Below are 26,703 nucleotides of genomic sequence, written 5' to 3'. Positions count from 1 at the left end.
CATGGCGTCTGACACACAAGATAAGCTAGATTCTCTTTATCAACATATTCAAGTGGTTATTTTATCCCGTCAACACCCAGTGACAGGACTTTTTCCTGCCAGTACCAGTATCAATAACCATGGTAACTACACGGATGCTTGGGTACGCGACAACGTTTACAGTATTCAGGCCGTATGGGCTTTGTATCTTGCCTATAAACGCGCATCTAACCCAGACAAACGCACTGATGAATTAGAACTTACTTGCATAAAAATGATGCGTGGATTGTTGTTCGCTATGATGCGTCAATCTCATAAAGTAGAGGCGTTTAAACACAGCCTAGATCCAAAAGATGCACTGCATGCAAAATACGATACAAAAACAGGATTGGAGGCTGTCGCAGACGATGCTTGGGGACATTTACAGATTGATGCAACTAGCTTTTATTTGCTGATGCTCGCGCAGATGACGAAATCTGGCAGCAAACTCATCTTTTCTCGTGACGAATTTAACTTTATTCAAAACCTCATTTATTACATTTCCAGAACCTATCGCACACCGGATTATGGTATTTGGGAGCGTGGTAATAAGGTTAATAACGGTAAAGCAGAAATCAACGCCAGTTCAGTTGGTATGGCAAAAGCCGCTATGGAAGCTATGGATGGGTTGAACCTGTTTGGCGAAGATGGCCCTGAATGGTCTGTAGTTCACTCTTTTGCTGACGCAGTGGCTCGAGCAGGTTCAGTTCTACAGTCGTTATTACCTAAAGAGTCACGCTCTAAAGAAGTCGACAGTGCCACTCTTAGTATTATTGGTTTTCCTGCTTTTGCGGTTAATGACGAAGAGCTCACTACCCGAACTCGGCAAGAAATTCTCAGTAAATTAGGAGGTGAATACGGTTGTAAACGCTTTTTACTAGATGGTCATCAATCTGAACTTGAAGATCAAAGCCGTATTTATTATGAATACGACGAGTTAATTAATTTTGAGCACATCGAATCTGAATGGCCATTGTTTTTTACTTACCTTTATATTGATCGCTTGTTTGCACGTGACTGGGAAAGTGCCAACTTTTATCGCCATAAACTAGAATCGTTGATGGTCGAAAAAGATGGTGAAATGCTGCTACCTGAGCTCTACTATGTTCCTCAAGAAAGCATCTTGGCAGAAAAAGAAAACCCTGGTTCACAAAAACGTCTTCCAAATGACAACCTGCCCTTGGTATGGGCTCAAAGCCTCTATTTGGTTGGAAAAATGCTTGATGATGAACTTATTACAACAGATGATTTAGACCCGCTAGGGTTGCATCGAATTCAGCATAGACCTAATAAAGTCACCACTTCTATGGTGATTTTGGCGCAAAACGATAAGGTAAAACAGAAATTATTGGACGCAGGCTGTCTATGTCAAACCCTTGAAGACATTGCACCACTTAAAGCCATCAGTGCAGATCAATTGGTTGAAACCTATCAACACCTTGGAGCATCGGTACCTTTAGGCTTAACAGGAAGACCAAACCGAGCCTTAAATAGTTTAGCTACGTCTCAGGCATTCAGCATAAATGATGAAAAATATCTTTGTTTATCTTGGATTCAGAACGAAGACAAAGATTATCGTAAAATCGACCCAGCACTATTCCAAACACACATACGTAATGAACTTAAAAGTATCGCTGACCATTGGTATTACAAAGCCAATGCCGTGTTTAGCATATTAATAGATGAAGCCATTAGTGAAATGAGCGGCAGCGACGAATTGTTTGAATTTATTCGTTTGCTTCAAAAGCGAGAACATCAAGAATTTCGTGTCATTCCTCAATCTGCAAAAAATGCATTTAAGTCTGGTAATCGACGAGCCATTATCATAAATACTTTGGATTATCATCTATTAGAAACAAAGCTTCCAATCCATGATGCACCTTGGCCATTATCACCAGAGCCTAAGTCATATGACCTTCATACACTACAAAAAATGGACACTAATTCACTTCTTTATAAATTAAATGAACAACCCGATATTAACGAAGCAATAGATTGTTTAATTGAATTAGGGGCTCGTCGTACATTAATGAGTGCAATACCAAACTCAACGCCTGCGGTAACGGCCTATACCGTTTTGAATCGTGTTTATTTACAAGCAATTCTATCTGGAAATTGGCGTGCCGCACGACGACTTTATTTTCTAATATTACAACCCTCTACCGATCTTGCTACTTATATTGCTGACATCACAGTACGCCAACGGTTACTTGTTATTGGAGAAACTCCAGAAACAGAAGTTGATATTAGTACACCACTTCATCAAGATGACATTTTAGGCATGTTGAAAAAAGTCTCTTCATCTCCAATTGGATTAGTCATTTGTCATGAATTAATCGCCATTACAGGAACACTAATCAAGGTCAATCCTGAATTTTTTTCTGGTGTTCGTACGATTCGTATTCACAACCTTGCCCTACTTTGTGCCCGACAGTTTGACCCTGAAGAAAACATGACAGTGTTTGAAACCTTATCTCAGATTTCACCAAGTCAGCTATATGAAGCACTTAAGCAAGCACTACAGCAGAAACACGATGAGTTCGCCCATGTTGCCAATAATCTACGCTATCACCAAAGTACTGACGCCCAAAGCAAGATAAAAGATGTAGACTGGTTTGACTGGCGCTCTGAACAAGGCATGATTACAAAATTACCTGAGTCCATGTTGTTACAGCTTTGGGAAAGCTTAAGCCATGTAGATACTATTGTATTTGGTGATTTACAGAGTAATACTGCACTGGACTGTCAAAGAGCACTCAACTCAATGACACCAGGCGAGGACACTTTTGCACTCTTAATCGAGTCCCTAACATCAGACATTCATCCTAATTGGTATAAAAGCCTTATTTTTGAAGGTTTGTATGCTTTTATTCAATTTTGCCAACAGCATAAAAGCTCTAAATTCGACCAAGAAGTAAACTTACCAGTTTTAGTCTCTCTTGCGGCCTTAGATCATAGTAAGCAACGTCAAACAGAGCACCCTGAGGATACTCTAGCAGAAGCGGCTTTGGATGAATTTGCACAAATAACACCAAATAAAGTAAACCAATATCTACGTTGGGCTGTGAGTAAACTTCATAGCCATCAGCACCAACACTCATCGAGTTAAATCAGCTATTCTTGCCGGAGAAGTGAATGGATTTAATAAAAAACGCCCTGCTTAATGATGTGCTTAATACACATTGTTCTGACCCGTTTGGTTGTTTAGGGCTACAAACTTCTCCATCTAACAAAGGCTTATGTCTGTACATTTGGCAACCCGAAGCCTTGTCGATACGCGTATTAGCCATAGACACAGATAAAGAGTTAGCAAAAATGACACAAACCGACTCAAAAGGTTTGTTTTATACAGAATGGCCAAAAGAAAGGACTCGTTTTCATTACCGTATTGAAATAACTTACTTAGACAGCAGTGTCTATACCATGGTCGATCCTTATCAGTTTCCTAACACAACCTTTGTTGACCCTGAACACCACCAAGCCAATTTATACAAAAGCCAAGGCGCTATTCAAGCAGGCGCTAAAGTTAATGAAAAAATAACAATTCAAGGCACGCGTTTTGCCGTTTACGCACCCGCTGCACGCTCGGTCTCTGTTGTAGGTGACTTTAATTCTTGGGATGGCCGAACTCATCCTATGTCGAGTAATGGAGATGGTGTTTGGCGGTTATTTATACCCGACATTAATCATGGAGCTCGTTATAAGTTTGAAATTCGTTCAAAAAATGGCGATCTTCTTCCCCATCGTAGCGACCCTTATGCACAACGCATTGAACAATACCCTTCTTTTGCGAGTGTGACCTGCTTCGATAATAAGCATCAATGGCAAGACGATACCTGGATAAAACGTCACATTGATGACTTATACGAAAAACCTATGAGTATTTATGAAATACATCTAGGTTCGTGGCGTCGCAAAGCAGACAACCAAACTTTCACCTATCTTGAAATAATCGATCAACTAGTCTCTTACGTTCAAGAAATGGGCTACACCCATGTTGAGTTTCTTCCAATTACAGAGTATCCATTCGATGGTTCTTGGGGCTATCAACCAGTTGGACTATATGCAGTAACCTCTCGATTTGGTACACCAGAAGACTTTAAAACCTTGGTCGATGCTCTTCATCAGGCCAATATAGGCGTGATTATGGATTGGGTTCCAGCACACTTTCCTGCTGACAGTCACGGTTTAGCAAACTTTGATGGCTCCAAACAATATGAATACGCAGACCCTAAAAAAGGTTGGCACCCAGAATGGAACTCTCTGATATACGATTATGGTAAAGAGCATGTTATTAACTATCTTATTAGCAACGCGGTGTATTGGCTGAATGAGTTTCACATAGATGGCTTACGGGTAGATGCCGTTGCCTCTATGTTATACCTGGATTATGCACGCGAAGATGGTGAATGGATTCCCAATAAAGATGGAGGAAATCATAACTATGAAGCCATCGATTTTTTACGCAGACTCAACGAAACCGTTTATTTAAATCACCCTCGTTGCTTTACCATCGCAGAAGAATCTACTGCTTTTCCAGGCGTTTCTAAACCAACTTATATGAATGGTTTAGGTTTTGGATTTAAGTGGAACATGGGTTGGATGAATGATTCTCTTGATTATATGAAAAGAGATTCTATCCATAGAAAACATCACCAAGGTGAACTTAGTTTCAGCATGGTCTATGCATTTGACGAACAGTTTGTTTTACCTATGTCTCATGACGAAGTGGTACATGGAAAAGGGTCTATGATCGAAAAAATGCCAGGAGACTCTTGGCAACAGTTTGCAAACTTACGTGCTTTTTCAGCCTACATGTATTTTCACCCTGGTAAAAAACTGAACTTTATGGGTAATGAGTTCGCACAAGGACGAGAGTGGAGCCATGAACGTTCATTAGATTGGAATCTGTTAGAGGTTGATTACCATAAGGCTCAACATACATTATCAAAAGATTTGAATCACCTTTATAAAAGCGAAGCGAGCTTGCACTTTGATCACTCCAGAAAAGGATTTGAATGGATCAGTTATGATGACAGTACCAACAGTATTTTAGCCTTTGCACGTAAGGCAAAAGACAGCGAAGAGCATACGGTAGCCATTATTAACTTTACTCCGATGACACACAGTAACTATAGAGTAGGTGTACCAAGATCAGGTCATTATCAATTGATAATGAACACCGATGATGAGCAATATACAGGTAGTGGCTACGCAAAAAACGTAGAATACCGTACACAAAATATTGCTAGTCATAGTCGTGATCAAAGTATTGAGCTACAGATACCGCCACTAGCGGGCGTCTTATTAAAATGGTTAGGCGAATATTAGTTTTTAACAATATTTTGAGCTATAACAAGAGGGCTTTATGAATCCACAAACATACCAAGTTTCTACAGGTTTCCCCTATCCTCTTGGTGCAACTATAACGGATAAGGGTGTGAACTTTTCCGTGGTTTCTGAAGATGCTCACCAGCTCTATTTATGCCTATTCGATAATGAGGGTAACGAGCAGACTAAAATCCCCTTTACAGTTAAACAGAAAGACGTTTGGCACATTGAAGTACTTAGCCTTCAGGAAGGTCAACATTATGGCTTACGAGCTTGTGGTAACTTCAACCCTGCTAAACAACAAATGTTTAACGAGCATAAGTTATTAATCGATCCTTATGCTAAGGATTTAACAGAAAAGCTTGTGTGGCATAAAGATCAAGCAGCAATAACATCAAAAGGGAAAATCCATTCTATTGATTCTGCTAATTATGTCCCTAAATCTATTGTTCGACAAATTAGAACCAACCCAAATAGACCTGATAGAATCAAGCTAACACCTTCCAGTCGTGCTTTGTATGAATTACACGTCAAAGGCTTCAGCCAAAATTTGCCAATTGATAACGAACTAAAAGGTACATATCTTGGCGTTATTACTCCAGCTGGCATAAATCATCTCAAGTCTCTGAACATCACAACGATCCAACTCATGCCTTGCTTTAGCTTTATGACTGAACGCCATCTGCAGCAATTGAATCTTGATAACTATTGGGGCTATAACCCGATTAGTTTTTTTGCTCCCGAACCCTCTTATGCTAAAGAAGACGCTATTACCGAATTTCAAACAATGATTGATGGCTTAAGAAGGGCAGGTTTTGAAGTCATTTTAGACGTGGTTTATAACCATACGGCCGAAAGTGAATTAGATCAATCCAGTGTCTGTTTCCGTGGTTTAGACAATGCTCGTTATTATCGTCACCAAGATGGAAAGTATTTAAATTACACTGGTTGCGGTAACTGCATCGATACTTATGATTCTGCCAGTATTCGTCTTATTTGTGACAGCATGCGCTATTGGGTTGAGGTCATGGGCGTGGATGGATTTCGCTTTGATTTAGGTGTAGATCTGGGGCGAACAGATCACAATTTCACACCAAAGGCACCGCTGTTACAAGCCATTCTTCAAGATCCGATATTAAGTGAAATCTGTCTTGTCATGGAGCCTTGGGACATAGGGCCAAACGGTTACCAAGTAGGTAATTTCCCAAAAGGCTTTATGGAATGTAACGACAAATATCGAGACACCATTCGCCGTTTTTGGCGCGGTGACCTTGGTGTAGTTCCTGAATTTGCGACACGATTTATGGGGTCAAGAGATTGCTTCCATAAAGGCTATAAAACCGCACTAAACTCTGTGAATTATATTACTTATCATGATGGCTACACCATGAAAGATCTGGTGTCATATCACCAGCGTCATAATTTAGCCAACATGGAAGATAACCGTGATGGGCATGGTGACAATATCAGTCAGAATTTCGGTATTGAGGGGGAAACAGACAATACAGAAATCCAAGAAAAACGGCTCAATCAACAGCTTTGTTTTATAGCTACTTTACTATTAAGCCAAGGGACACCGCATATTTTAGGAGGCGATGAACTATCTCATTCACAACAAGGAAACAATAACGCCTATTGCCAAAACAACGAAATAACTTGGCTAAACTGGCAAGAAACCGAAGCAAGATCAGCTATTCAAGATACGATATCGACCTTAATGTTATTACGAAAAAACTATCCGATATTGGCAGAAGTACACCTAGAAGATGATCTACTTTATCAACACGTTCCATCCGATCATATTCAATGGTTGAGCGAGCAAGGTACACCAATGAAAAATGATGATTGGTCGGATATGAACCGTCATTATATTGCTTTAACTCTGGCTACTTCTGATCTAGCGACACGTTTTTGGATTATTTTTTACAATCACGATACGCCGTTAGACATTCCATTTCCGACGGATACAGCGCAAGTAGAAGTCTTATACCATACGCCAGGCTTCACGCTTTCTACGAAAACGCTATATTGTGCTTATCGTGGTGTATTTATTGGCAAAATCCATCACTAAAATACCTTAAAAACGATTCCCAAAAAAACTAATGAGCCGATTTAAAGCCCATTCGAAAGCCTCCCCAGTGTTTCCCATTTACATAAATAGGAACGGATAGGTCATGTAAAATCTCACCTGTATCTCTTTTGTATGTTTGCAATAAAAAAGTATCGGTGTGAGAACCACAACGCCCTCCCGTTGGATCATTAAAGATTCGCTTAGTCCGGTTGTTAATTAAGTCTTTATCATAATCGCCACTCAGCGGCTGGCTGAATTTTTTATTATGCGTTGGGAAATAACCATTTATATCGACTGCACCTGCGAACATCACGTCTTCATGCTGTTCTAATACTGCTTCTTGAATTGCAGGAAAAGTACGATCACTAAAGTCATCATACGCTGTACTGAATTTTTGCGGGTTAGTTTGGTTTATTGGGCGATAGTCTGTTGAAAAAACAGACTCTTGAGTTAATTCACCTTTTTCAATCGCACCCTCAAATAATCTAGCTATATCTTGAGCACACGATTTAGCACGATTAACCAATTCGGAGAAGAACAGCGACTGATCTACTTTGTCCAACTCTCTGAATACGATTTCAGCACCATTACTCAAATGGGCCGCTTCTGTAGAAAGAAGGTCACTACGCTGTGAAATATCTTGCAGTGATGAGCTAATACGAGAAATAGAACTATTAATTTGGGTACTTGTTGCCCCTAATGCTTCCCCTGCGCTTTCCACTTCAGACAAAACAATAGAAGCGCTTTGTACTTCCTCCGTTAATGCAATGAAACGCTGAGTTTCACCCAACAACGTACTAGAAAGAGATTCGGTTAGCCCTTTTAAAGAAGACATTTCATTGTTGGTTAATTCACTATTAAGACGAACATCCGTTAATAGATTGGATATTTGCTCAGAAGCATCGGCACTCTTACCCGCTAAGGAACGAACTTCATCTGCCACAACAGCAAAGCCGCGCCCCTGTTCACCTGCACGGGCCGCCTCAATAGCAGCATTAAGGGCAAGTAAGTTAGTTTGTTCAGAAACAGCTTTAATGACATTAGTAATACTGTCTATGTCATCTGCGCTTTTTGTTAATAAAGCAAGTTGCTCGCTAGCCGTTTGAACCTTTCTGGTTAATTCGTTTATTTTGTCTGCACTTTGAGTAAGAGCGTCTTGAGCTGTTCGACTCGACTTAGCAGTGTCACTCATTGTATGAGCCAATTGCCCTAAATTGTTTGATAATGTCAGACCAGTTTCTGACAGAGTCTCTACCGCTTGGGTAATTTGTGTTGTGTCATCACGAGTCAAATGAATGTCTTTACTTAATGTGTCGACAAAGTGAGAAACTTCCGCTGCGCCCATCGCCATTTTTGACGTTGCATGAGTAACCGTTTTACTCATTTCAGAATAAAAGCCATTCGATTCTGTTGTACTTAATTTGCTATCAATGTCTTTAAAAGCATTTTTTCGCATCCACAGGTTTTGAATGGTTACAAATATACACAATAAAATACCTAAAACTGTATAAGTTAGGTTTATTGTGTTCATTAAGTAACCAATCAGAAACAATAAAAAGAGTCCTGAAACACTCAGAAATTGGACATAAAACATCACTATTTCCTTTTTTTTAATTATTATTTTTCCAGTGTTTATCGATCTTATTAGAAGGTCAATGTAAAACGTAACACCTACTACTAAAGTCTTAGACGCTCTTAGCTTCATATAAACTCAAGAATTTAACAGTTAGATCAACTATTAAAGCTCCATCAACATCCTCTTAAGCTATTTTAATATTAAGAATATAAGTGTATTTTAATATATCGCATAGTATAAAAAATTAGTTATTAATTTTATTACAAATGAAGCAAGGAAAAGCTAAGTGACAGATACAACTTTTTTACACGCAGAAAGGCAAAATGATCTCTCACAAGATTTTATTGATATAGCCGACAAACGTGTCTTAATCATTGAAGATATTGGCGAGATGCGTCTCATGCTTAAATCTTTAATGACTTCTATTGGATACTCCAATATTGATGTAGAGTCATCTGGTCAATCGGCTATGAAGCGCATTTTAGCCAAAAATTATGATGTTATTCTCTCTGACTATAATTTAGGTGGCAGCATTGACGGCCAGCAAATATTAGAGACTTCACGTAAAAATCACTCTCAAGATCATTCTACAATTTTCATCATGATTACAGCTGATACAGCTTATGAAAGTGTTGTTAATGTGCTTGAATATCAACCTGATAGCTATATTGTTAAACCTTTTCCTCCTGCTTCATTTTTCCGTCGTTTTGAACGAGTTCAAAAACAAAAAAGAACCTTCGAAAGCATCAACGATGCTCGTAAAAAAAATAATCATGAAGTAATGGAAACTGAAGCCAAATCCATTATGAAACAATACCCACATTTTGCTAACCAATGTTTAAAAATCATTGGAGAGTCTTTATATTCTCGTGGTCGATATAAAGATGCAAAAAGTCACTACATGTTCATTATCCAGAAAAGTAAAAATCTAGCTTGGGCGCACTTTGGCATTGGTCTATGCGAATTAAAGTTAGGAGCAGTAGTCGCAGCAATAAAGAAATTTGAACATACGATTAATTTAAGTCGTCATTTTTTATCCGCTTATGATTTACTAGCGGATGCGCATGAAGGTTTAGGAAATTTTAAAGAAGCCCAAGCGGCAATGGTGGGCGTATTAGAGGTATCCCCACGCTCTACAGATCGAGCTATGCGACTAGCTCAAATGAGTGTAAAACTAAAAGATTGGCCTCAGGCTGAACAAGCTTATTCACGTATCATTCGTTTAACTCGTGAAACCAGTTATGAAAAAGCTGACAATTACTATGATTATTTAAAGTGCCTTACCTCTATGATGGTTAGTAACACTGACAACTCTAAATTAGCAGACAAATTTAAGCGCACTTTAATACGATTACGTACGTTTGGAAAATCAAATCCTGCTGCTATCTCTAATTCTTTTAAGATTGAGGTCCAACAATATCTTGCTCGTGGTCATCAAAGTGAGGCTATTAAAACATGGATGCAATGGAGCAAGCTTATTGCGTCAGGACAGGCCTCTCCACTTACTGACGCTCAAGAGCACACACTAAAAAAGCGTTTAGGTATTATCTAATATTCACGACAATTCAGCTCATTATGAATTGTTTAGTTAAAACCAGATTACCTTCTTATTTACGTACAAAATTCTCTAGAGAATTAAAGACATTGCTTGCCATTTTCTTTGCTCCTCGCTATGGTCATTTTCTGATTTTTCCGTTTATATTCCTGTTCACCAATATATATGTCTTCTTCACTCTTATATTATCAGAGCAATAAACCATGACAGCAACACATTCATTTTCGACTCTTATTCCCGATACAATTCTAGACGCCGTCGAATCGACTGGTTTATGGAGTGATTCACGTATCTATTCTTTAAATAGCTATGAAAATCGTGTTTATCAAATTGGTATAGAAGACGGTTCGCCTGTCATTGCAAAATTTTATCGGCCTGATCGTTGGAGTAAAGCGCAAATACTTGAAGAACATTCGCTTTTATTAAAGCTACAAGTAGCTGGAGTACCAATTGTTGCGCCTTTGATGTTTGAAGGAAAAAGCCTATTTTGCCACAAAGGAATCTATTTCTGTTTATCCCCTCGTTTAATTGGACAGCATCCAGAAGCTGACAACCTTGACCAGCTTTACCAACTTGGTGAGTTAATTGGTCAAGTACATAAAGAAATGTCAGCTGTACCTTTTTCTGAACGCATTAGCGTATCCCCATTGATGCAAATGGACCAAGCTACAAGTCAAATTTTGTCGCATAATTTGTTGCCTGAAAAGCTAAAACCTCTTTATAAAAAGCAAATAAACAAACTACGAGGTATGAGTGAAGCTAGTATTAAAGCCTATTGGCCAACTCAGCTTCGCCCTGTACATGGTGATAGTCATCGTAGTAATTTGATGCTGCATGAAGGCCAATTTCATCTACTAGACTTTGACGATTGTCAAAATGGTATCGCAGTACAAGATCTATGGTTACACATTACTCAAACAGAAAATCCTCAACAGCAACTTAGTGAAATTATTGAAGGCTACGAAACTTATATGCCTTTTGATATTAGAGAACTAGGGCTAATTGATGTGTTTAAAAGCGTACGAGTGATCTGTTATGCAGCTTGGTTACAAAATCGCTGGCACGATCCCGCTTTCGTAAAAGCGTTTCCTTGGTTTGATACAGAGAACTACTGGTTGAATCATTTAAACGAATTAAAAAATTGCGAGCTTGAATGGGAGAACATGTCTCGATGATAGCAATAGAAGAATCCTTACAATCACTCTTTGGCTTCAATCAATTTCGCGAAGGGCAAGGACAAACTATAGAACAACTACTGTCTGGACACTCTTCACTCGCGGTCTTTCCGACAGGTTCTGGCAAGTCTTTGTGCTATCAACTTACTGCTACACAATTACCAAATTTAACCTTAGTCATATCGCCATTGATTGCTTTGATGCACGATCAATTAGACTTTCTTAGATCAAAAGGAATAGCGGCGGCTAGTTTAGACTCTAGTCAAACCAAAGAAGAGAGCCAGATAGTTATGTCTGGCGTACACAATGGGTCTATTAAAATATTAATGATCTCGGTTGAACGTTTTAAAAACGAACGTTTTCGCCGATTTATTAAACAAATCCCTATCTCTATGTTAGTGGTTGACGAAGCCCATTGTATTTCTGAATGGGGACACAATTTTAGACCAGACTATCTTAAATTACCCCATTACAAACAAGAACTTAATATCCCATTGGTTTTGCTATTGACAGCTACAGCTACTCGTCGTGTACAGCGCGATATGGCGCAGAAATTTTCAATACATCGAGAACACATAGTACAAACAGGTTTTTATCGCTCTAATTTAAACATCGATCTTATTCAAACCCACAACCACGAGAAATTTGATAAGTTGAAGGCCGTTTTGAACAACACGGATGTAGTTCCACAAGGCGCTAGCATTGTTTATGTTACTCAGCAAAAAACTGCCGAAGAGATTGCTAATGCACTACGCTCTGACGGTTATTCTGCAATGGCTTATCACGCAGGCTTAGGCAGTGATATTCGAAGTGATATTCAAGCCAATTTCATGCAAGGGAAGACTCGTATTATTGTTGCTACCATTGCCTTTGGAATGGGGATAGATAAATCAGATATTCGTTTAGTTGTACATTATGATTTACCAAAATCAATCGAAAACTACAGCCAAGAAATTGGCCGAGCAGGACGAGACAACCAACCAAGTCGATGTGTCTTACTCGCTTGTCTGGAAGGATTACACACACTGGAAAATTTTGTTTATGGCGATACACCTGAGCCACAAGACATTGACGCACTACTACATCACATTACAGAAGAGACAGTAGATCAAGAATGGGAAACACAACTGTACGGATTATCTAACCACACAAATATTCGCTCTTTACCGTTAAAAACCCTATTAGTACAACTTGAGTTATTGAACATATTAACGCCAAAATACAGTTATTACGCAGATGTACGTCTTAAATGGGATGGTGACAGAATCGCTTTTTCAAACCAGGTCCCCGCTGAATGGAGCAACGCCTATCAGACTATTTTAAGTGGTATTCAATATAAAAAAATCTGGGGATCACCAAATTTCGACCAAATATACAATCAAGCGGGATTATCTCGTGGGGATGTATTACAAATATTAGAATACGCGGCTGACAAAAATGTACTGACGTTGGAAAGTAAAGGGCTAACAGAAGTGTATGAAATCAACACCAGGGCATTTCATCATAAAGTGCTGGTTAACCAACTACACCAATACGTTGAAGAGAAGCAAACGTCAGAGATTGATCGAATCGCTACTATGATTCGTTTTTTTCAACTGGATAGATGCTTAAACAGTAATTTAGCACGATATTTTGGTGATCAAAATGCGCCCGATAATTGTGGCCATTGTTCAGTATGTGGTAATAATGTATTGGTTTTTTCACAGCCTGATATAAATAAAAAAAGCCATGAGGAGTGGCAAGAAAATCTCGCACTATATGTAAAAGAATTTGCTCAACATGTTAAAATAAAAAGCCCTAAAACAAGCATTTCAGCTGTTTTAGTAACACGTTTTTTAACTGGTTTGACTCAGCCTATATTCACTAAAGTAAAAGCACGTCAACTAAATGGGTTTGCAGCCTATGAAGAGCAAGCATATAAGGATGTTTTTGACGCTGTTAGTCAGCTGATTCATTCCTAGCCAGTTTAACTTGATCGTTTGGCTCCGCATCTAAATAAAGACTGACTTCTATAAGGTTATTATCTGGATCATTAAAATATACAGATTGAATGGAGCCCTGTGCGCCCACTTTACTAACAGGCCCTTCTAAAATAGATACATTAGAACCATGCAGATGAGTCAAAACTTCCTCCATTCCCCAATTTGTAATCAGGCATAAATTGCCAGATCCTTCCATTGAATGATTACGCAGTTCTTCACCTAGTAGTTGAAGGTTTATTCTCTGTTGCCCAAAATGCAAAGCTTTCTGCCCATTACCATAGGTAACAGCTTTCATATTCAATACAGTTTCATAAAAAGACACTGCTCTGTCTATATTTTCCACCGTCAGAACAATATGGTCAAAATGACTTATCATAGCTCCTTGCTTCCTCTTTCAAGCCAATAACGAATACACATCATGCTACGAATGATTAGCAAGAAAAACAAGCTTAACAAGTAGACTCTTTACGTAATGAATCAATATCCATTAATCCTTCTACTAGGTGTTGCTTTTGACGCTTCTTCAATTTTTTTATTTTATATTCTAACACCAAAGCATCACTTTTTGATCCAACAGCTTGCTGCCAAACTAATTCTAGTGGCCCCTTACCTTTCAAATACCGAGCACCTCGCTTGCCATCTCCAGAGTGTTCTTTAAAGCGTCGCTCAACATCGATGCTAATACCCGTATACAAGGTATTCAATCGAGTCTTAACAATATAGATACTCCATTGTGTTAAAGCGGGAGCTTCTTGACTCATGAAGCGCCTACAGGGTTAAGTGCATTACGTTTGTGTAAAATAATAAAAAGTATGAGAAGTACAAGGCAAAACAGGATCAAACCAATAGATAAAAAATTTGTCCCAGCCCAACCAATGGTAGACATCAATAATGCTGGCGTCATTGCACCTAACATTGCGAACAGAGCGATTCCAGTGTCTCCAATACCTTGTAATTTTTTCGCACTTTTGTTGCCTTCTAAAATCACAGCAATATACGCACTGCCACTCACATAAGTGAAATTCCACGCGACGCCCAAAAAGATCAAAGATAAAACAATGGACGAGTAGCTTGTTCCAACAATATTGATGATAAAAGTCGCCAAGAAAAACGCCAAACCGATAAAGATAACCTTTTGATGTCCAAGACGGCTAATCAAATAACCAGATAAAAATGACGGAGCAAACATAGCCACAACATGCCATTGAATGGCCATGGCAGAATGATCAAAGTGAATACCTAAATGATGCATTTGCAACGACGATTGAACCATTATTAAGTTCATAATGCCGTAACTAAACGCAGCAGTAACAACTGCTAAAAGAAACAATGGAGATACATTTTTAAGCCAATGCTGATCAACTAGATCTCGTTTCTCCTTTTCTTGTTTGGTGATTTTTTTCTCTACCTCATTTGGCAAAAAAACAATCAATATAAGGTTAACACCTGCTAACATAACCAAGGCTAAATAGCATAAAGCGAACAAAGGAAAGCCACCGATATCTCGAAATGAACTAGCAATAAAAGGGCCTAATACTGCTGCGACTAAACCGCCAGCAATAACCAAAGAAACAGCTCTGGTTTTAGTTTTCCCAATCAAATTATCTACTGCTGCAAATCGATAATAATTTGCGCATGCCATAAAACAACCAAGTAATGAGTGAGCAATAATTAAAAGCAAAAATGAATCAGTCATCACTGCACTAAAGCCAACCATACCTGACCCAATCAAACCTAAAGCACCAACAATAAAGCCTACTTTGCGACCTTTTTTCTCCATTAATACAGAAGCAGGGTATGTCGCCAACAACATAAACAAGAATTGCATTCCGTAAGGCAAAGTCGCCCAGCTTTGATCTGGTGCGATCATAAGGCCAACGGTTGCTGCAACGGTCACTGAGATCACCGTCACTGTTAAATTGAGAGACTGACACAAGAAGTACAGATAAATATATTTTGGTAGAGCACTAATCTTAGACATCGTAATCCTTGTTATTCACTTATTAAAAAAGAAGCTTAGTCATTACTAATACTTATCATCCTATATTTCGGGTTAAGAACTAACCTCGAACTATCATAAGTAACGTAGAAGCTGTCGCAATTCCCATGACAATATTAAACATTCTTTGACGCTTTGCATCGGTTAACCAATGACGAATACTCACACCTAACCACGCCCAAAGAGAAATCGTTGGAAAGTTAACACAAACAAAGGTCAACAACATCCACAAACCAGACTGGATATACAAATCACCTTGCACTGTAAATGCACCAACACTACTAATGGCCATCATCCATGCTTTAGGGTTAATAAACTGAAACAAAGTGGCTTGCCACCAACGCATAGGTGTCGCCTTTTCATTATGGCCAGTAGATAAACCATTAACAGGCGCATTCGCAATTTTCCACGCTAGCCACAATAAGTAAATACCACCAACCCACTTAAGCACAATATACAAAGGCGGAAATAGAATAAATAACGTGCCTAACCCCAAAAGCGCAGACGATATTAATGTCGCTACACCCACACCGATACCTATTATATGAGGTAAGGTACGGCGAAAACCAAATTGTGCCCCAGACGCTAACAACATAATATTATTTGGCCCTGGCGTAACAGACATAACGAAAGCAAACATTGCAAGCGCGACAAAGAAAGACAGCTCCATCATAGCCTTATTCGCTCTTTTTCATTTTATTCGTCAAATCACGAAAAAAACCATATAAAGACGCTTGTAGTAGCTCTGCTCGTTGACGGTCTTTCGTCATGCCAATATCTAACATTTGCTGCGTCGTTAGTAGTACCAAGGCTTTACGAGTTTTGTAGCGCCCTACGCAATACTGAATATGAATAAATAAGCTAACGATTAACATAGTTTTCCCCTTTTAGACGCCACTATTAAAGACATTAATAATGCCATGTGTATGAGTAACCACTTTAAGAGAAAGAATAAATACAATACAGATCCAGAAAAAAGCTTTATCAAGCATACAGATTAAGCCTGTTTTCATCTGTATGGTATAAGAAAGGCTAATCTGTATGGTCACATTCATTATAAAAACGTTCTACAATAAAATTACTCTAGATTTTATTGATACAACTAAGATGGTTTCAGCCACCCCATGACACTTTATCAAAAACTCGCTAAACGCTTACGAGAACACATACAGCATGACTTCTATAAGCAAGGAGATAAGCTACCGTCTGTACGTCAATTAGCTCAAGAGCATGGAGTCAGTATCTCTACTGTTCAGGAAGCATATCGACAATTGGAACAAGACCAGCTTGTCGAAGCCAAGCCTAAGTCTGGTTACTTTGTTTGCCAGCGAAAAAAAGATAATTTACCTAGCGTTTCTCGTCCACCACAGCGTCCCTTGGAAGTATCCCAATGGGAAGAAGTGCTCAATATGTTAATGAATCGCGGCTCAACTAAAGGCCTACAACTGCAACACGCTATGCCTGATATGACATCCTCTACGTTAAAACCCCTACTCAAAACGCTAGCTGATTTATCTAAACACAAGCCAGAATTAGGTTTAAGTTACGCTGACATTAGAGGATCAGAAGAATTACGTAATCAGCTTTGTCGACTTACTGTAGCGTCAGGGTGCCAACTTCACCCAGATGACCTAGTCATAACTTCAGGCTGCCAAGAAGCATTATCGGTTTGTATAAGAGCGGTGTCTGAGCCTGGAGATATTGTTGCTATCGAATCGCCAAGTTTTTACGGTTCCATGCAAGCCATTAAAGCCGCTAATTTAAAAGCAATGGAAATACCCACACATCCAGAAACAGGTATAAGTTTAGAGGCACTTGAGTTAGCACTCGATCAATGGCCAATCAAGGCTATTTTTGTTACGCCGACCTGTAATAATCCTATGGGTTACACCATGCCAGAAGACAGAAAAGAACAACTGTATAAACTCGCTCAAAGCTATGATATTGCGATTATTGAGGATGATGTTTATGGCGATATTTCATTTCAATTTCCTCGTCCCAAAACAATAAAGTCCTTTGATACAGATGGTCGAGTACTTTTATGTTCGTCTTTTTCAAAATCTGTTGCTCCTGGGTTACGTGTTGGTTGGATTGCACCAGGGCGTTACCGCGATAAGGTTACTCATATCAAATATGTCAGCAGCTCCATGTGTCCAGTTTTTCCTCAACTGGCTATCGCGAAATTTATTCGCCAAGGTGGTTATCGAAAACATATACGACAAATGAGACAAAACTACGAGCAGCAAAGAGACCATTTACTGCAAGTGATTAAAGCTCACTTCCCTAGTGATACACGCGTTAGTTTTCCTGATGGTAGCTTTATTCTTTGGGTAGAACTTAACCCAAGCATTGATAGCATTAAATTGGTCGAGCGTTGCCGAAAAGTTGGAGTTGATTTCGCACCAGGCCCATTATTTTCAGCAACAGGAAAGTTTAGGAATGGTTTCCGATTGAATTACAGTGAGCAAACAATGGAAAAACGTGAAAACGCCATTAAAACGTTAGCAAAGATCATACGGGAATTTCACCCAGAAACCATTGCACAAAAGAGCTTATAAACTCTTTACTCGTTTAATATTAATTAGTATTGGACTGCCAGTCATAGGGTCAGGGATCAAGTCACATTCAATGCCATACAGAGCTAATACTAATTCTTTTGTCATTATTTTTTTTGGACAACCTTGAGTGACGATTTTTCCGTCTTTCATTGCCACAATATGATCCGCATAACGACAAGCACTAGGTAAATCATGCACTACCATAGCAATGGTTTTACCTTCTTCAGATAACTCTTTTATCAATTCAAATACTTCAATTTGATGACCAAGATCCAGTGCCGATGTTGGTTCATCTAATAACAACAAAGGCGTTTCTTGAGCAATCGACATGGCAATCCAAGCACGTTGTCGTTGCCCACCTGACAAGGTATTTAGTAAACGGTCTTTCAATCCATTCAAATCTGCTGCGTTCAAGGCGTAATCAATGGCTTCTTGGTCACTCATCTTCCATTGTTTCATCGTGCTTTGGTGAGGATGTCGACCAAATCGAATGAGCTCTTCGACATTGATGCCATCTGGTGAAATAGTGTCTTGTGGCAATAGAGCCAGCTTACGTGCCACTTCTTTTGAAGGGTATTTATGAATGTCTTTTCCGTTTAATAAAACAGTACCACCAATCGGGTGGTGAATGCGTGACAAACCATTTAATAACGTCGATTTTCCACAACCATTTGGCCCAACAATGGCCGTTACTTTACCTAATGGTAATGTCAGATTCAAAGACTCAATAATTGTCGTTTTACCATGCTGTAAGGTTAAGTTATCGGCACTTAACGACACAGTCCCTGTTTGATCTACCATAGAAAGATCCTTTTAAAACAAGCTTCAATAGAAGTAAATACAGTCGTCATATATAAGGGTTCTCATAAAGAATGAGTTGAGCGCTGGCGGACTAAAATCCAAATTAAATAAGGCCCACCAACAATCGATGTCACAATGCCAACAGGAATTTCAATCGGAGATAGTACGGTTCGTCCTAACAAGTCTGCAATCACCATAATTAATCCACCAGCCAAAGCCGAGCTTATTAAAGGAATCCCACGATAGCGAGCAAAAAAACGTGCGATTTCGGGACCAATTAAAGCCACCAACCCCACAGGCCCAGCGACAGAAACGGCTAATCCAGTTAAAACAACAGACAAGATGAGCGCAATCAAACGAAGACGTTTCATGCTGCTACCGAAACCAATCACTACAGCGTCGGAAAAAGGTAACAAACCAAATACGTGAGTCAGCAACAAACAACTAATCAAGCATATCAATAAGCCAACACCTAACACACTGACCATCAAACTAGAGCGTGCACTTAAGCTCCCAACTGTCCAAGGATACGCCGCATTTGCAACATCAATCGCGACTTGGCTCAACATTAACTGAGTTATGGCACCCGCAATTGCACCAACTCCAATTCCGGCAATGATGAAACGATAACCACGTGTACCGCTACTACCCGATAGACCAAATGCCAATGCCGTAGCTGTGGCGGCACCGATTAAAGCCATAGCAGATGGCGCCATTGAAATCGTCGTACTCACCACCGATGACACAGCAAACGCCATCGCAGCATTATCGATACCGATGATACCCGGCGTCGCCAATCGATTTCGGGCCAGTGTTTGCATTAAACAACCCGCTAAACTAAATGCCGCACCAGTATAGAGACCTGCCAAAAGACGTTGTAAACGTAGCTCTTGCACCACAAACTGGTTCATCGAGTCACCCAAACCGAACACAGCTTGGATAACCGACCAAGGCGTTAGCGTTAGCGTCCCAATCCCCAGTGACGCAATACAAGCCAAAATCAATAACCCACTCAGAAATAAGTTCCGAGCAATGGCATTTTTTTCAATTAAATAAGAATAAGAACCCAGTGAAAGTCTCAAATATCCATCAGGAGAAAGGGTTTTATTTATCATAATGTTGGTAACCGTTGCGATCTCACTATGGCCAATAGAACGGGGGCACCGACCATCGCGGTTAATACACCTAATGGCATTTCAGCAGGCTGCGCAATCAACCGTGATATCACATCGGCACTGATAATTACTAAAGGTCCTAACGGCACACACAACCATAAGGTTCGACGAATATCTACACCAATTAAAGCCCTTGCCATAAATGGCACAACCAAACCGACAAAAATAACAGGGCCAGCAATCGCGGTTGCTGCACCCACAAGTAAAGCGACCGAGAAGACAACAATCAAACGAATACGTCCCGGTTTATAACCCAATCCAATAGCAACTCTTTCACCCAGCGCCAAAGAGGCTAATGGACGAGCAACATACAAGACACAAACAAAGGCGATGATTAAGGAAGGCGCTAAACTCATTAGCTGTTCAAAGTTTCGACCAGCCACACTGCCCGTCACCCAAAAGCGTATTTCATCGGCTGCGCGTTCGTTATACATAAGCAATAAAGACGTCATCGCGGTTAATAAACTGGTCAGCGCAGCGCCAGCCAAAACCAAACGAATAGGATCATTACACTGCCCTTGCATTTGTGTTACAGCAATCACACAGAGACAACCGATTAAAGCGCCTACTTGAGCCAACTCAGCAGGCAAGGTCGCCGTACTCGCTCCCATAGCCAATGCAATCGCCACCGCAAACGCACTACCCGCACTGACACCTAACAAACCTGGCTCTGCCAATGGATTACGTGCCACCGCTTGCATTAACGCACCAGCAATACCTAAGCACAGACCGGCGACCAGACCAATTAACGTACGAGGTAAACGCAGTTCATAAACAATAAAGTTGGCATCGTCAGTACCTTGACCAAGCAAAACCTGAAAGGCTTCTTTTGGGCCAACATTACCAGCACCAAGCAACAAGCTACAGACACAGCAAAATACCAGTAGCAAAGCGACTGGTATAAAAGCACTCATTACAGATCGTTGAGCAGGAGGAGAGTTAAACCAAAACACCATTATTTAAGTTTTGAATCAATCACGTTTTGAATATCATCAAGGATGCCATTTGCCGCTATAGGACCAGTTGCACTTGTCCAAAGTTGACCATCAACAGGAATGACATGATCTTTTTTCGCTACGCTTAAACGGGCAAAAACAGGCGTTTTTTGTGCTGCAGATAACGCATCACGCGCTTCCGAATTAAGTGTCGCCATGAAAAGCCAATCATTATCGATAGTCGATAAGTTTTCTAAGCTTAATACGCTACTATGTGGACGATTTTTTTCGACGAGACCAGCATCGGTTACATCAAAGCCAGTTTGAGCCAAGATGGCATTGGAAAAGAATTTTGGCGTCAATACTACGGCACCTTGTGGCATCCAACGAATCAATGACGCACCACGCTCATCTTCAGGTAAATTTGACTCTACTTCTTTTTTTAGAAGAGTAATACGGTCGTTCACTTGCTGAATCACTTCTTCTGCTTTTTGCTCGCGGTTTAATGCTTTTGCATAAAAACGTAATTCATTAATCCAAGCATCTGGACGAAAGCCTTTATTTTCAGGAACAATGGTTGGCGCAATACGTGACAACAAAGCATACTGTTCTTTTGGAAGGTACCAAGGCGCTAAAATAACATCTGGGCGCTGGGCAATTACCGCTTCAATATTGATTTCTTTCATGCTGCCAACAAGAGGTACATTTTTGGCTGTTACTTGAATGTAGCTCGCTACTTTGTCACCACCACGAGTAGAAATGGCACCAACAGGTTCGAAGCCTAATGCAAATGAAGAATCTAATGCGCCTTCATAAACCGTTACAATACGTTTAACTTCATGCGGCACAGAAACCTTTCCATATTGCGTGTTTATACTGATATCAGACGCGTATGCGCTTAATCCACCAGCCAATCCAAAACAAACAAAAATCATACGATAAACATTACGAGCGAACGACATAAAAACCTCTTGTTTTCAGTATCTAAAAAGAATAAGAAAGACAATAAAAAAACAGCTATTAACAACAGCCAGAGTCCTTTCTTGCTCGCCATTCTATTTAAAATAAAACCAAATGCAAACAATAATGACTATCAAAATCATTGTTGTATTTTAGATAAATAAAAACTGAATTAAATGAGGGTTCTATATTTAAAGACGATATGCGGCCGTTGGAAGAATACCAAACTGCCGTTTAAATGCCGTTGTAAAATTGCTGGAATGATTATATCCAGCAAGTAGAGCAGCCTCCATAATAGAAACACCATCCCGATGTAATGCTGACTTTGCTAGATCTAAACGGCATTTTCTTAAATATTGAGTAAGGCTCATACCTAGATGTTCATTTGCATAACGTTGTAATGTGGCAGAACTCATTCCAAGATGATTACTTATATCTGTCAGGCTCATGGTGAGAACCGTTTCACTACTTAATAACTCTCTAAATTGATACGCTCGACGACTTTCTGGTCGTGATACATCTCTCTCTCTGGTGCCTAACGTGTCTAACCAAGATGACATTAATGATAAGGCAAAGCCTTCTCTTGCCATTTTATTAACATAACTTTGATCATGTTGAGCTAATAACTGTTGGGACTGTAGCCACAACACATCTGGTAACTCCCAATTATCTAAAGTCAGGTGGTTACTTAATACCTGTTTAACCGATTCAGAATCGACACCATATTTTTCGAACCAATCAGGCTCAACGGAAAGATACATGGCCTTTCTATGTTCACCTTTTTTGGCATCTAAGGAGCATAATTCAGTCTCATTAAAGTTCATTATTTTTGCGACTTTTCCCTTTTCTTCCATACTCTGTTTTTTTTCACCAAATTGAAAGCTCATGTCACCAGAAAACATAAGCGCAATTTTAAAGTTTGAAGAAAATTCCGCTTCAAACCCGAAATCCTGTTTAGCCTTTGCATCAACCATATGCAAAGTCATACCTGAAGGCAGAATTTCAGTTGTCATCATGCCTTCCATAATAGGTGAAAGATGATGTGATGATCCCAATGCTTTTTTCAAGTCATCAGTACTAACGTTTAACTGATAACGTTTCAAAAAGCGTGCATTGTGTTCAACGACTGAGTTATCCATTTACAAGTCTCTTCAAATGACTAAACCAATATTTATTTTATGAGCAAATAATGTTTTTAAATCTTATATGAGAGAAGCGCATAACATATTGATCCAACAACATAAGAAATCATGGCAAAACTTATGAAATAATACGCCCCACAAACAGTAGATGCAATTGATTCTCTTTTAGATTTGATGGTGAGGATTTAATCGCTTATAACTTAATTATAATGGAGGCTTAAAATGCAGAACCAAATCACCGCAAAAACAAGACCAAAACATTCTCTTTCTCGTACCTTAACAATCGCTTCAATTGCGTTGATTTTGGCTCCCTTCCCTAAAACAGTGTTAGCAGAAGAAGTATCAGAAGCGACATCGTTACCTACGTTGACCGTTGAAGGAAATGCTCTTTACCACACAGACTCGAGCGAAGAGTTAACCGGCTACAACACAGAAGCAGCGACAGTGGGAACCAAGACTCCTGCTGCTCTAAAAGATATTCCACAGTCGATCACTGTCTTAACCAATGATTTCATCGAAGCTCGTGGTTTTATTTACTTAGATGACATCTCTAAAAAAACACCTGGATTAGTCACTTTAGCCAATGACAGTGGGCGTTCATCTATCTACTCTCGTGGTTATGAATATGACGATGCATTAATCGATGGTTTATCTTCACCAATTAGTAGTAAGAACGGGACATTACCTTCTTTATCCGCCTTTGATCGCATTGAGATTATGCGCGGGCCTTCTGGTTTATTCAGCAGTACCAGTGAAATGGGCGGTATTATTAATTTAGTTCGAAAACGCGCAACGGAAGATACACAAGCATCTGTTGATGTCTCCGCTGGTAGCTGGGGACGCACTCAACTTGGTGCAGATGTATCAGGTTCACTAAATGATGACGGAAGCGTTCGTGGTCGCCTAGTCATATCACAAGCGGATGCCTCTAACCAAGTAGATGGGAATGATAATATCAGTGAAAGCCTATACGGCACTTTGGATATTGATTTAGATGAAAAAACAGAACTATCGGTAGGAATCTTATATCAGACAAAAGATATCAAGCCTCAGAATGGGTTACCAACTTATGATGATAACAGTCTATTGGATATAGATTCTTCTACCTTTATAGGGGCCGACTGGAATGATTTCAATAATACAGGAACAAATTTATTCACAGATCTAACGCGACAATTTAACAATGGTGGTCGCGGTCGCATTGCAACAAGATACACCGAAGCTTCTGGAGATTCAGATTATGTCTATGGTGGTGGTGCCGTAGATAGTAATGGAGGTTTTACAGCATTATCTGCCGATAAAAGTGAGTATGAAGAGCAATCTTTCGCATTTGACGCAAACTATAGCCAGCCTTTTGAAGTAATGGGCAATGTCAGTGAGTTTGTAGTTGGTATGGATTATAAACAAGAAAAATCGGATTCAACATCTACAGATGTAAGTTATATTGGTACTGATACATACAATATTAATACGTTTGACTCATCTGCAATCACTAAAGATCTATTTAGTTATGGCAGCACAACAGATTCAAATTCCTCAGAAAGTGAACAAGCGGTATACGGTAAGTTAACTTTCCGTCCGATACAAAAGTTAGCAATAATTACAGGTGCACGCGTCAGCAATTATGACATTGAAAGCGGTACAGATTCAGCCAGTGGGTCTCACTTCACACCTTATGCCGGCACTGTTTATGATTTAACAGATACACAAGCTTTATATGCAAGTTATTCAGAAGTATTTAAACCGCAAACCAGTGCCGGAGAAGACGGTGACTTTATCGATCCGAGAGAAGGCCAACAGATTGAATTTGGTGTTAAAGGAACTTATGACAACGGCTTATTAAATAGTCGCCTAACTGTTTACCAATTAACAGATAGTAATCGGGCAGCAAAGGTTGATGGAACAAGTTATTATGAAAATACAGGGGAATACCAAGTACAAGGTTTTGAAGCCGAGTTAAGCGGTCAATTTGGTCAATGGGATATGTTAGTGGGTTACACTTACACAGATACAGAAATACTAAGTGGTGATTCAAGCCGTAGTTTCTCACTAATGCCGGAACACACCTTCAATGCGTGGTCTAAGTATAGCTTTGGTGATTCTGCTAATACTATTCTCAATGAAATGACTATTGGCGCAGGATTAACTGCTATAAGTGGCATCAAAAACTCTACAGGTACCATCAGTGCCTCTAGCTATACTGTTATTGATACTGCAATCACCAAACAAATTACTAGTAATTTAAATGTATCTCTTAAAATCAACAACCTACTTGATGAAAAATATTATACACGGGTAGGAAATAACGCAACATTCAATTTCTACGGTACGTCACGTAACTTTATGGCGAGTGCAAACTACACTTTCTAGGGCTTAACCCCCTTTAAATCTAAAGTGCTATACAGTAAACGATTAAGCCAGTGTGACTCCACACTGGCTTTTTCACATTAGTCAAACGTTACCAATAAATAGGAGACTGATTTTTTACCGACTCTATTATTCTCAGCAACAGGTAAATTTAGAAATAGTTTTCGATTGAATTACAGTGAGAAGACAAAGAAAAAAATGAGAAGTGGCCATCAAAGATTTAGGGAAAGTCATTCGAAAATTTCATCCAAAAATCAATACACAAAAAGAGTTTATAAACTCTTTACTCATTTAATGTTAAAGGAAAACAATGGGGAATACGATTAAACCCTTAGTGTAAGATACTCATTCATTAGTTAATGTAATTAAAATGAACAAAAAATGCATTAAGAAAAGAATTGAAAATGGTAGTGTTATATAAGAATAGCAATGATTGTACCAAGTGTGCCGAGTCCTTTTGTAACACGCCCTGCAAAGTAGGCATCATCTGCCTCTGTTTTTTCTTCTTCTACTTCAACCTCTTCAATGTTACTTGGCTTATCAAACCCCAAGAAACCATAAGCAAAAGATTTTGCGCTACTTTCTTCGGCTTGCTCCATTTCTGTATGTTCTTCTGTAGATAACCCTTTTTTTACGACTTCTTCCTGACTCGGCATAGTTAAGCGGTTATCTTCTATAGAAGCCTCTTTGTCGGCTGACACAGGAGTATTTTTAGGTGTATTCACCCAATAAACTTGATTAGAAGAATGTAAAGGAGGTATCGACATGATAAAAACCTACATAATTAACTTGAAATACAGTTATCGGCCAAATGGCTTATTACTTAAGCACGAATCTATTCAATCGATGTATTAAATTCAAATGATTCTTTTTTAAGCCCATTGTTAAATGGCATTTCCGTTAAAAATTGTCAGTTTGTAAAGAAGTGCAAATACACTTTAAATAAACATATATAAAATCTGATAATCTCAGATATTACATACGTAATAATTAAAATCAACATTGCTGAAAAACCACCAAAATCACTCAGAAAACAATACACCACTCATGCTGGTTTA

The 26,703-nt window shown here is 39.3% G+C and carries 20 protein-coding genes; 8 read left to right on the top strand and 12 right to left on the bottom strand.

Features of this window, described 5'->3' with window-relative positions; all coding sequences use genetic code 11:
* Position 1: 1 nt before the first annotated feature.
* The 3 genes from IF202_RS03625 to glgX are packed head-to-tail and all read left to right on the top strand — an operon-like array spanning position 2 to position 7,420.
* Positions 2-3,127, top strand: coding sequence for a glycoside hydrolase family 15 protein (locus IF202_RS03625; RefSeq protein ID WP_191593491.1), 3,126 nt, complete (start codon positions 2-4; stop codon positions 3,125-3,127).
* 26 nt (positions 3,128-3,153) lie between these two features.
* Positions 3,154-5,349, top strand: coding sequence for a 1,4-alpha-glucan branching protein GlgB (gene glgB, locus IF202_RS03620; RefSeq protein WP_191593490.1), 2,196 nt, complete (start codon positions 3,154-3,156; stop codon positions 5,347-5,349).
* A 37-nt stretch (positions 5,350-5,386) separates the two neighbouring features.
* The gene (gene glgX / locus IF202_RS03615) at positions 5,387-7,420 is read left to right on the top strand and encodes a glycogen debranching protein GlgX (RefSeq protein ID WP_191593489.1); all 2,034 of its coding nucleotides are present in this window, start codon (positions 5,387-5,389) and stop codon (positions 7,418-7,420) included.
* A 28-nt stretch (positions 7,421-7,448) separates the two neighbouring features.
* Here the strand turns inward: glgX and IF202_RS03610 are convergent, their stop codons facing one another.
* Entirely contained in the window at positions 7,449-8,951 is a 1,503-nt protein-coding gene (locus IF202_RS03610) for a methyl-accepting chemotaxis protein (protein ID WP_235963215.1), read from the bottom strand.
* A gap of 331 nt (positions 8,952-9,282) precedes the next feature.
* Between IF202_RS03610 and IF202_RS03605 the strand changes: the two genes are divergently transcribed.
* The 3 genes from IF202_RS03605 (at position 9,283) to IF202_RS03595 (ending at position 13,687) form a co-directional block, all read left to right on the top strand.
* On the top strand, positions 9,283-10,548 hold the full coding sequence (locus tag IF202_RS03605; protein WP_191593487.1) for a response regulator: 1,266 nt from the start codon (positions 9,283-9,285) through the stop codon (positions 10,546-10,548).
* Positions 10,549-10,754: 206 nt separating this feature from the next.
* Positions 10,755-11,726, top strand: a complete 972-nt coding sequence (locus tag IF202_RS03600; protein WP_191593486.1) for a serine/threonine protein kinase — start codon at positions 10,755-10,757, stop codon at positions 11,724-11,726.
* Complete coding sequence (locus IF202_RS03595) at positions 11,723-13,687, top strand: RecQ family ATP-dependent DNA helicase (RefSeq protein ID WP_191593485.1); 1,965 nt, start codon at positions 11,723-11,725, stop codon at positions 13,685-13,687. The genes IF202_RS03600 and IF202_RS03595 overlap by 4 nt, the downstream gene beginning before the upstream one ends.
* Here the strand turns inward: IF202_RS03595 and IF202_RS03590 are convergent.
* The 5 genes from IF202_RS03590 to IF202_RS03570 form a co-directional block, all read right to left on the bottom strand.
* Positions 13,665-14,084: a VOC family protein gene (locus tag IF202_RS03590; protein ID WP_191593484.1), complete on the bottom strand. Its 420-nt coding sequence runs from the start codon at positions 14,082-14,084 to the stop codon at positions 13,665-13,667. The two genes, IF202_RS03595 and IF202_RS03590, sit on opposite strands and share 23 nt — an antisense overlap.
* 73 nt (positions 14,085-14,157) lie before the next feature.
* The gene (locus IF202_RS03585; protein ID WP_191593483.1) at positions 14,158-14,469 is read right to left on the bottom strand and encodes a GIY-YIG nuclease family protein; all 312 of its coding nucleotides are present in this window, start codon (positions 14,467-14,469) and stop codon (positions 14,158-14,160) included.
* On the bottom strand, positions 14,466-15,689 hold the full coding sequence (locus tag IF202_RS03580) for an MFS transporter (protein WP_191593482.1): 1,224 nt from the start codon (positions 15,687-15,689) through the stop codon (positions 14,466-14,468). Before IF202_RS03580 ends, IF202_RS03585 begins: the two co-directional genes overlap by 4 nt.
* A gap of 79 nt (positions 15,690-15,768) precedes the next feature.
* Positions 15,769-16,380, bottom strand: coding sequence for a LysE family translocator (locus IF202_RS03575; RefSeq protein WP_235963213.1), 612 nt, complete (start codon positions 16,378-16,380; stop codon positions 15,769-15,771).
* Positions 16,381-16,384: 4 nt separating this feature from the next.
* Positions 16,385-16,582 (bottom strand): hypothetical protein, encoded by a 198-nt coding sequence (locus IF202_RS03570; protein WP_191593481.1) that lies wholly within the window; start codon positions 16,580-16,582, stop codon positions 16,385-16,387.
* Between the two features lie 249 nt (positions 16,583-16,831).
* On the opposite strand from IF202_RS03570, the gene IF202_RS03565 reads away from it, so the two are divergent.
* Complete coding sequence (locus tag IF202_RS03565; protein WP_191593480.1) at positions 16,832-18,265, top strand: aminotransferase-like domain-containing protein; 1,434 nt, start codon at positions 16,832-16,834, stop codon at positions 18,263-18,265.
* On the opposite strand, the gene IF202_RS03560 is transcribed toward IF202_RS03565, so the two are convergent.
* The 5 genes from IF202_RS03560 to IF202_RS03540 form a co-directional block, all read right to left on the bottom strand.
* The gene (locus tag IF202_RS03560) at positions 18,260-19,066 is read right to left on the bottom strand and encodes an ABC transporter ATP-binding protein (RefSeq protein WP_191593479.1); all 807 of its coding nucleotides are present in this window, start codon (positions 19,064-19,066) and stop codon (positions 18,260-18,262) included. The genes IF202_RS03565 and IF202_RS03560 overlap by 6 nt on opposite strands.
* A 62-nt stretch (positions 19,067-19,128) precedes the next feature.
* Entirely contained in the window at positions 19,129-20,181 is a 1,053-nt protein-coding gene (locus IF202_RS03555; protein ID WP_191593478.1) for a FecCD family ABC transporter permease, read from the bottom strand.
* Complete coding sequence (locus IF202_RS03550) at positions 20,178-21,155, bottom strand: FecCD family ABC transporter permease (RefSeq protein WP_235963211.1); 978 nt, start codon at positions 21,153-21,155, stop codon at positions 20,178-20,180. The genes IF202_RS03555 and IF202_RS03550 overlap by 4 nt, the downstream gene beginning before the upstream one ends.
* Before the next feature lie 41 nt (positions 21,156-21,196).
* On the bottom strand, positions 21,197-22,138 hold the full coding sequence (locus IF202_RS03545) for an ABC transporter substrate-binding protein (protein WP_191593476.1): 942 nt from the start codon (positions 22,136-22,138) through the stop codon (positions 21,197-21,199).
* Between the two features lie 189 nt (positions 22,139-22,327).
* Positions 22,328-23,275 carry a helix-turn-helix domain-containing protein gene (locus IF202_RS03540; protein ID WP_191593475.1) on the bottom strand — a complete coding sequence of 316 codons (948 nt, stop codon included), beginning with the start codon at positions 23,273-23,275 and terminating at the stop codon, positions 22,328-22,330.
* Positions 23,276-23,500: 225 nt separating this feature from the next.
* Between IF202_RS03540 and IF202_RS03535 the strand changes: the two genes are divergently transcribed.
* Positions 23,501-25,648 carry a TonB-dependent siderophore receptor gene (locus tag IF202_RS03535; protein WP_191593474.1) on the top strand — a complete coding sequence of 716 codons (2,148 nt, stop codon included), beginning with the start codon at positions 23,501-23,503 and terminating at the stop codon, positions 25,646-25,648.
* Between the two features lie 410 nt (positions 25,649-26,058).
* Here the strand turns inward: IF202_RS03535 and IF202_RS03530 are convergent, their stop codons facing one another.
* The gene (locus tag IF202_RS03530; RefSeq protein WP_191593473.1) at positions 26,059-26,412 is read right to left on the bottom strand and encodes a hypothetical protein; all 354 of its coding nucleotides are present in this window, start codon (positions 26,410-26,412) and stop codon (positions 26,059-26,061) included.
* Positions 26,413-26,703: the final 291 nt, after the last annotated feature.

This window comes from Marinomonas colpomeniae, assembly GCF_014803385.1.
Lineage (GTDB): Bacteria > Pseudomonadota > Gammaproteobacteria > Pseudomonadales > Marinomonadaceae > Marinomonas > Marinomonas colpomeniae.
The sequence above is the reverse complement of the archived record's forward strand: the minus strand, read 5'-3'. Positions and strand labels throughout refer to the sequence as shown.

Coding starts and splice junctions, on each gene's coding strand:
- IF202_RS03600 (WP_191593486.1), top strand. CDS start 10,755: ATGACAGCAACACATTCATTTTCGACTCTTATTCCCGATACAATTCTA.
- IF202_RS03530 (WP_191593473.1), bottom strand. CDS start 26,412: ATGTCGATACCTCCTTTACATTCTTCTAATCAAGTTTATTGGGTGAAT.
- IF202_RS03595 (WP_191593485.1), top strand. CDS start 11,723: ATGATAGCAATAGAAGAATCCTTACAATCACTCTTTGGCTTCAATCAA.
- IF202_RS03610 (WP_235963215.1), bottom strand. CDS start 8,951: ATGAACACAATAAACCTAACTTATACAGTTTTAGGTATTTTATTGTGT.
- IF202_RS03540 (WP_191593475.1), bottom strand. CDS start 23,275: ATGGATAACTCAGTCGTTGAACACAATGCACGCTTTTTGAAACGTTAT.
- IF202_RS03585 (WP_191593483.1), bottom strand. CDS start 14,469: ATGAGTCAAGAAGCTCCCGCTTTAACACAATGGAGTATCTATATTGTT.
- glgB (WP_191593490.1), top strand. CDS start 3,154: ATGGATTTAATAAAAAACGCCCTGCTTAATGATGTGCTTAATACACAT.
- IF202_RS03590 (WP_191593484.1), bottom strand. CDS start 14,084: ATGATAAGTCATTTTGACCATATTGTTCTGACGGTGGAAAATATAGAC.
- IF202_RS03550 (WP_235963211.1), bottom strand. CDS start 21,155: ATGAGTGCTTTTATACCAGTCGCTTTGCTACTGGTATTTTGCTGTGTC.
- IF202_RS03570 (WP_191593481.1), bottom strand. CDS start 16,582: ATGTTAATCGTTAGCTTATTTATTCATATTCAGTATTGCGTAGGGCGC.
- IF202_RS03560 (WP_191593479.1), bottom strand. CDS start 19,066: ATGGTAGATCAAACAGGGACTGTGTCGTTAAGTGCCGATAACTTAACC.
- IF202_RS03625 (WP_191593491.1), top strand. CDS start 2: ATGGCGTCTGACACACAAGATAAGCTAGATTCTCTTTATCAACATATT.
- IF202_RS03565 (WP_191593480.1), top strand. CDS start 16,832: ATGACACTTTATCAAAAACTCGCTAAACGCTTACGAGAACACATACAG.
- IF202_RS03575 (WP_235963213.1), bottom strand. CDS start 16,380: ATGATGGAGCTGTCTTTCTTTGTCGCGCTTGCAATGTTTGCTTTCGTT.
- IF202_RS03555 (WP_191593478.1), bottom strand. CDS start 20,181: ATGATAAATAAAACCCTTTCTCCTGATGGATATTTGAGACTTTCACTG.
- IF202_RS03580 (WP_191593482.1), bottom strand. CDS start 15,689: ATGTCTAAGATTAGTGCTCTACCAAAATATATTTATCTGTACTTCTTG.
- glgX (WP_191593489.1), top strand. CDS start 5,387: ATGAATCCACAAACATACCAAGTTTCTACAGGTTTCCCCTATCCTCTT.
- IF202_RS03535 (WP_191593474.1), top strand. CDS start 23,501: ATGCAGAACCAAATCACCGCAAAAACAAGACCAAAACATTCTCTTTCT.
- IF202_RS03545 (WP_191593476.1), bottom strand. CDS start 22,138: ATGTCGTTCGCTCGTAATGTTTATCGTATGATTTTTGTTTGTTTTGGA.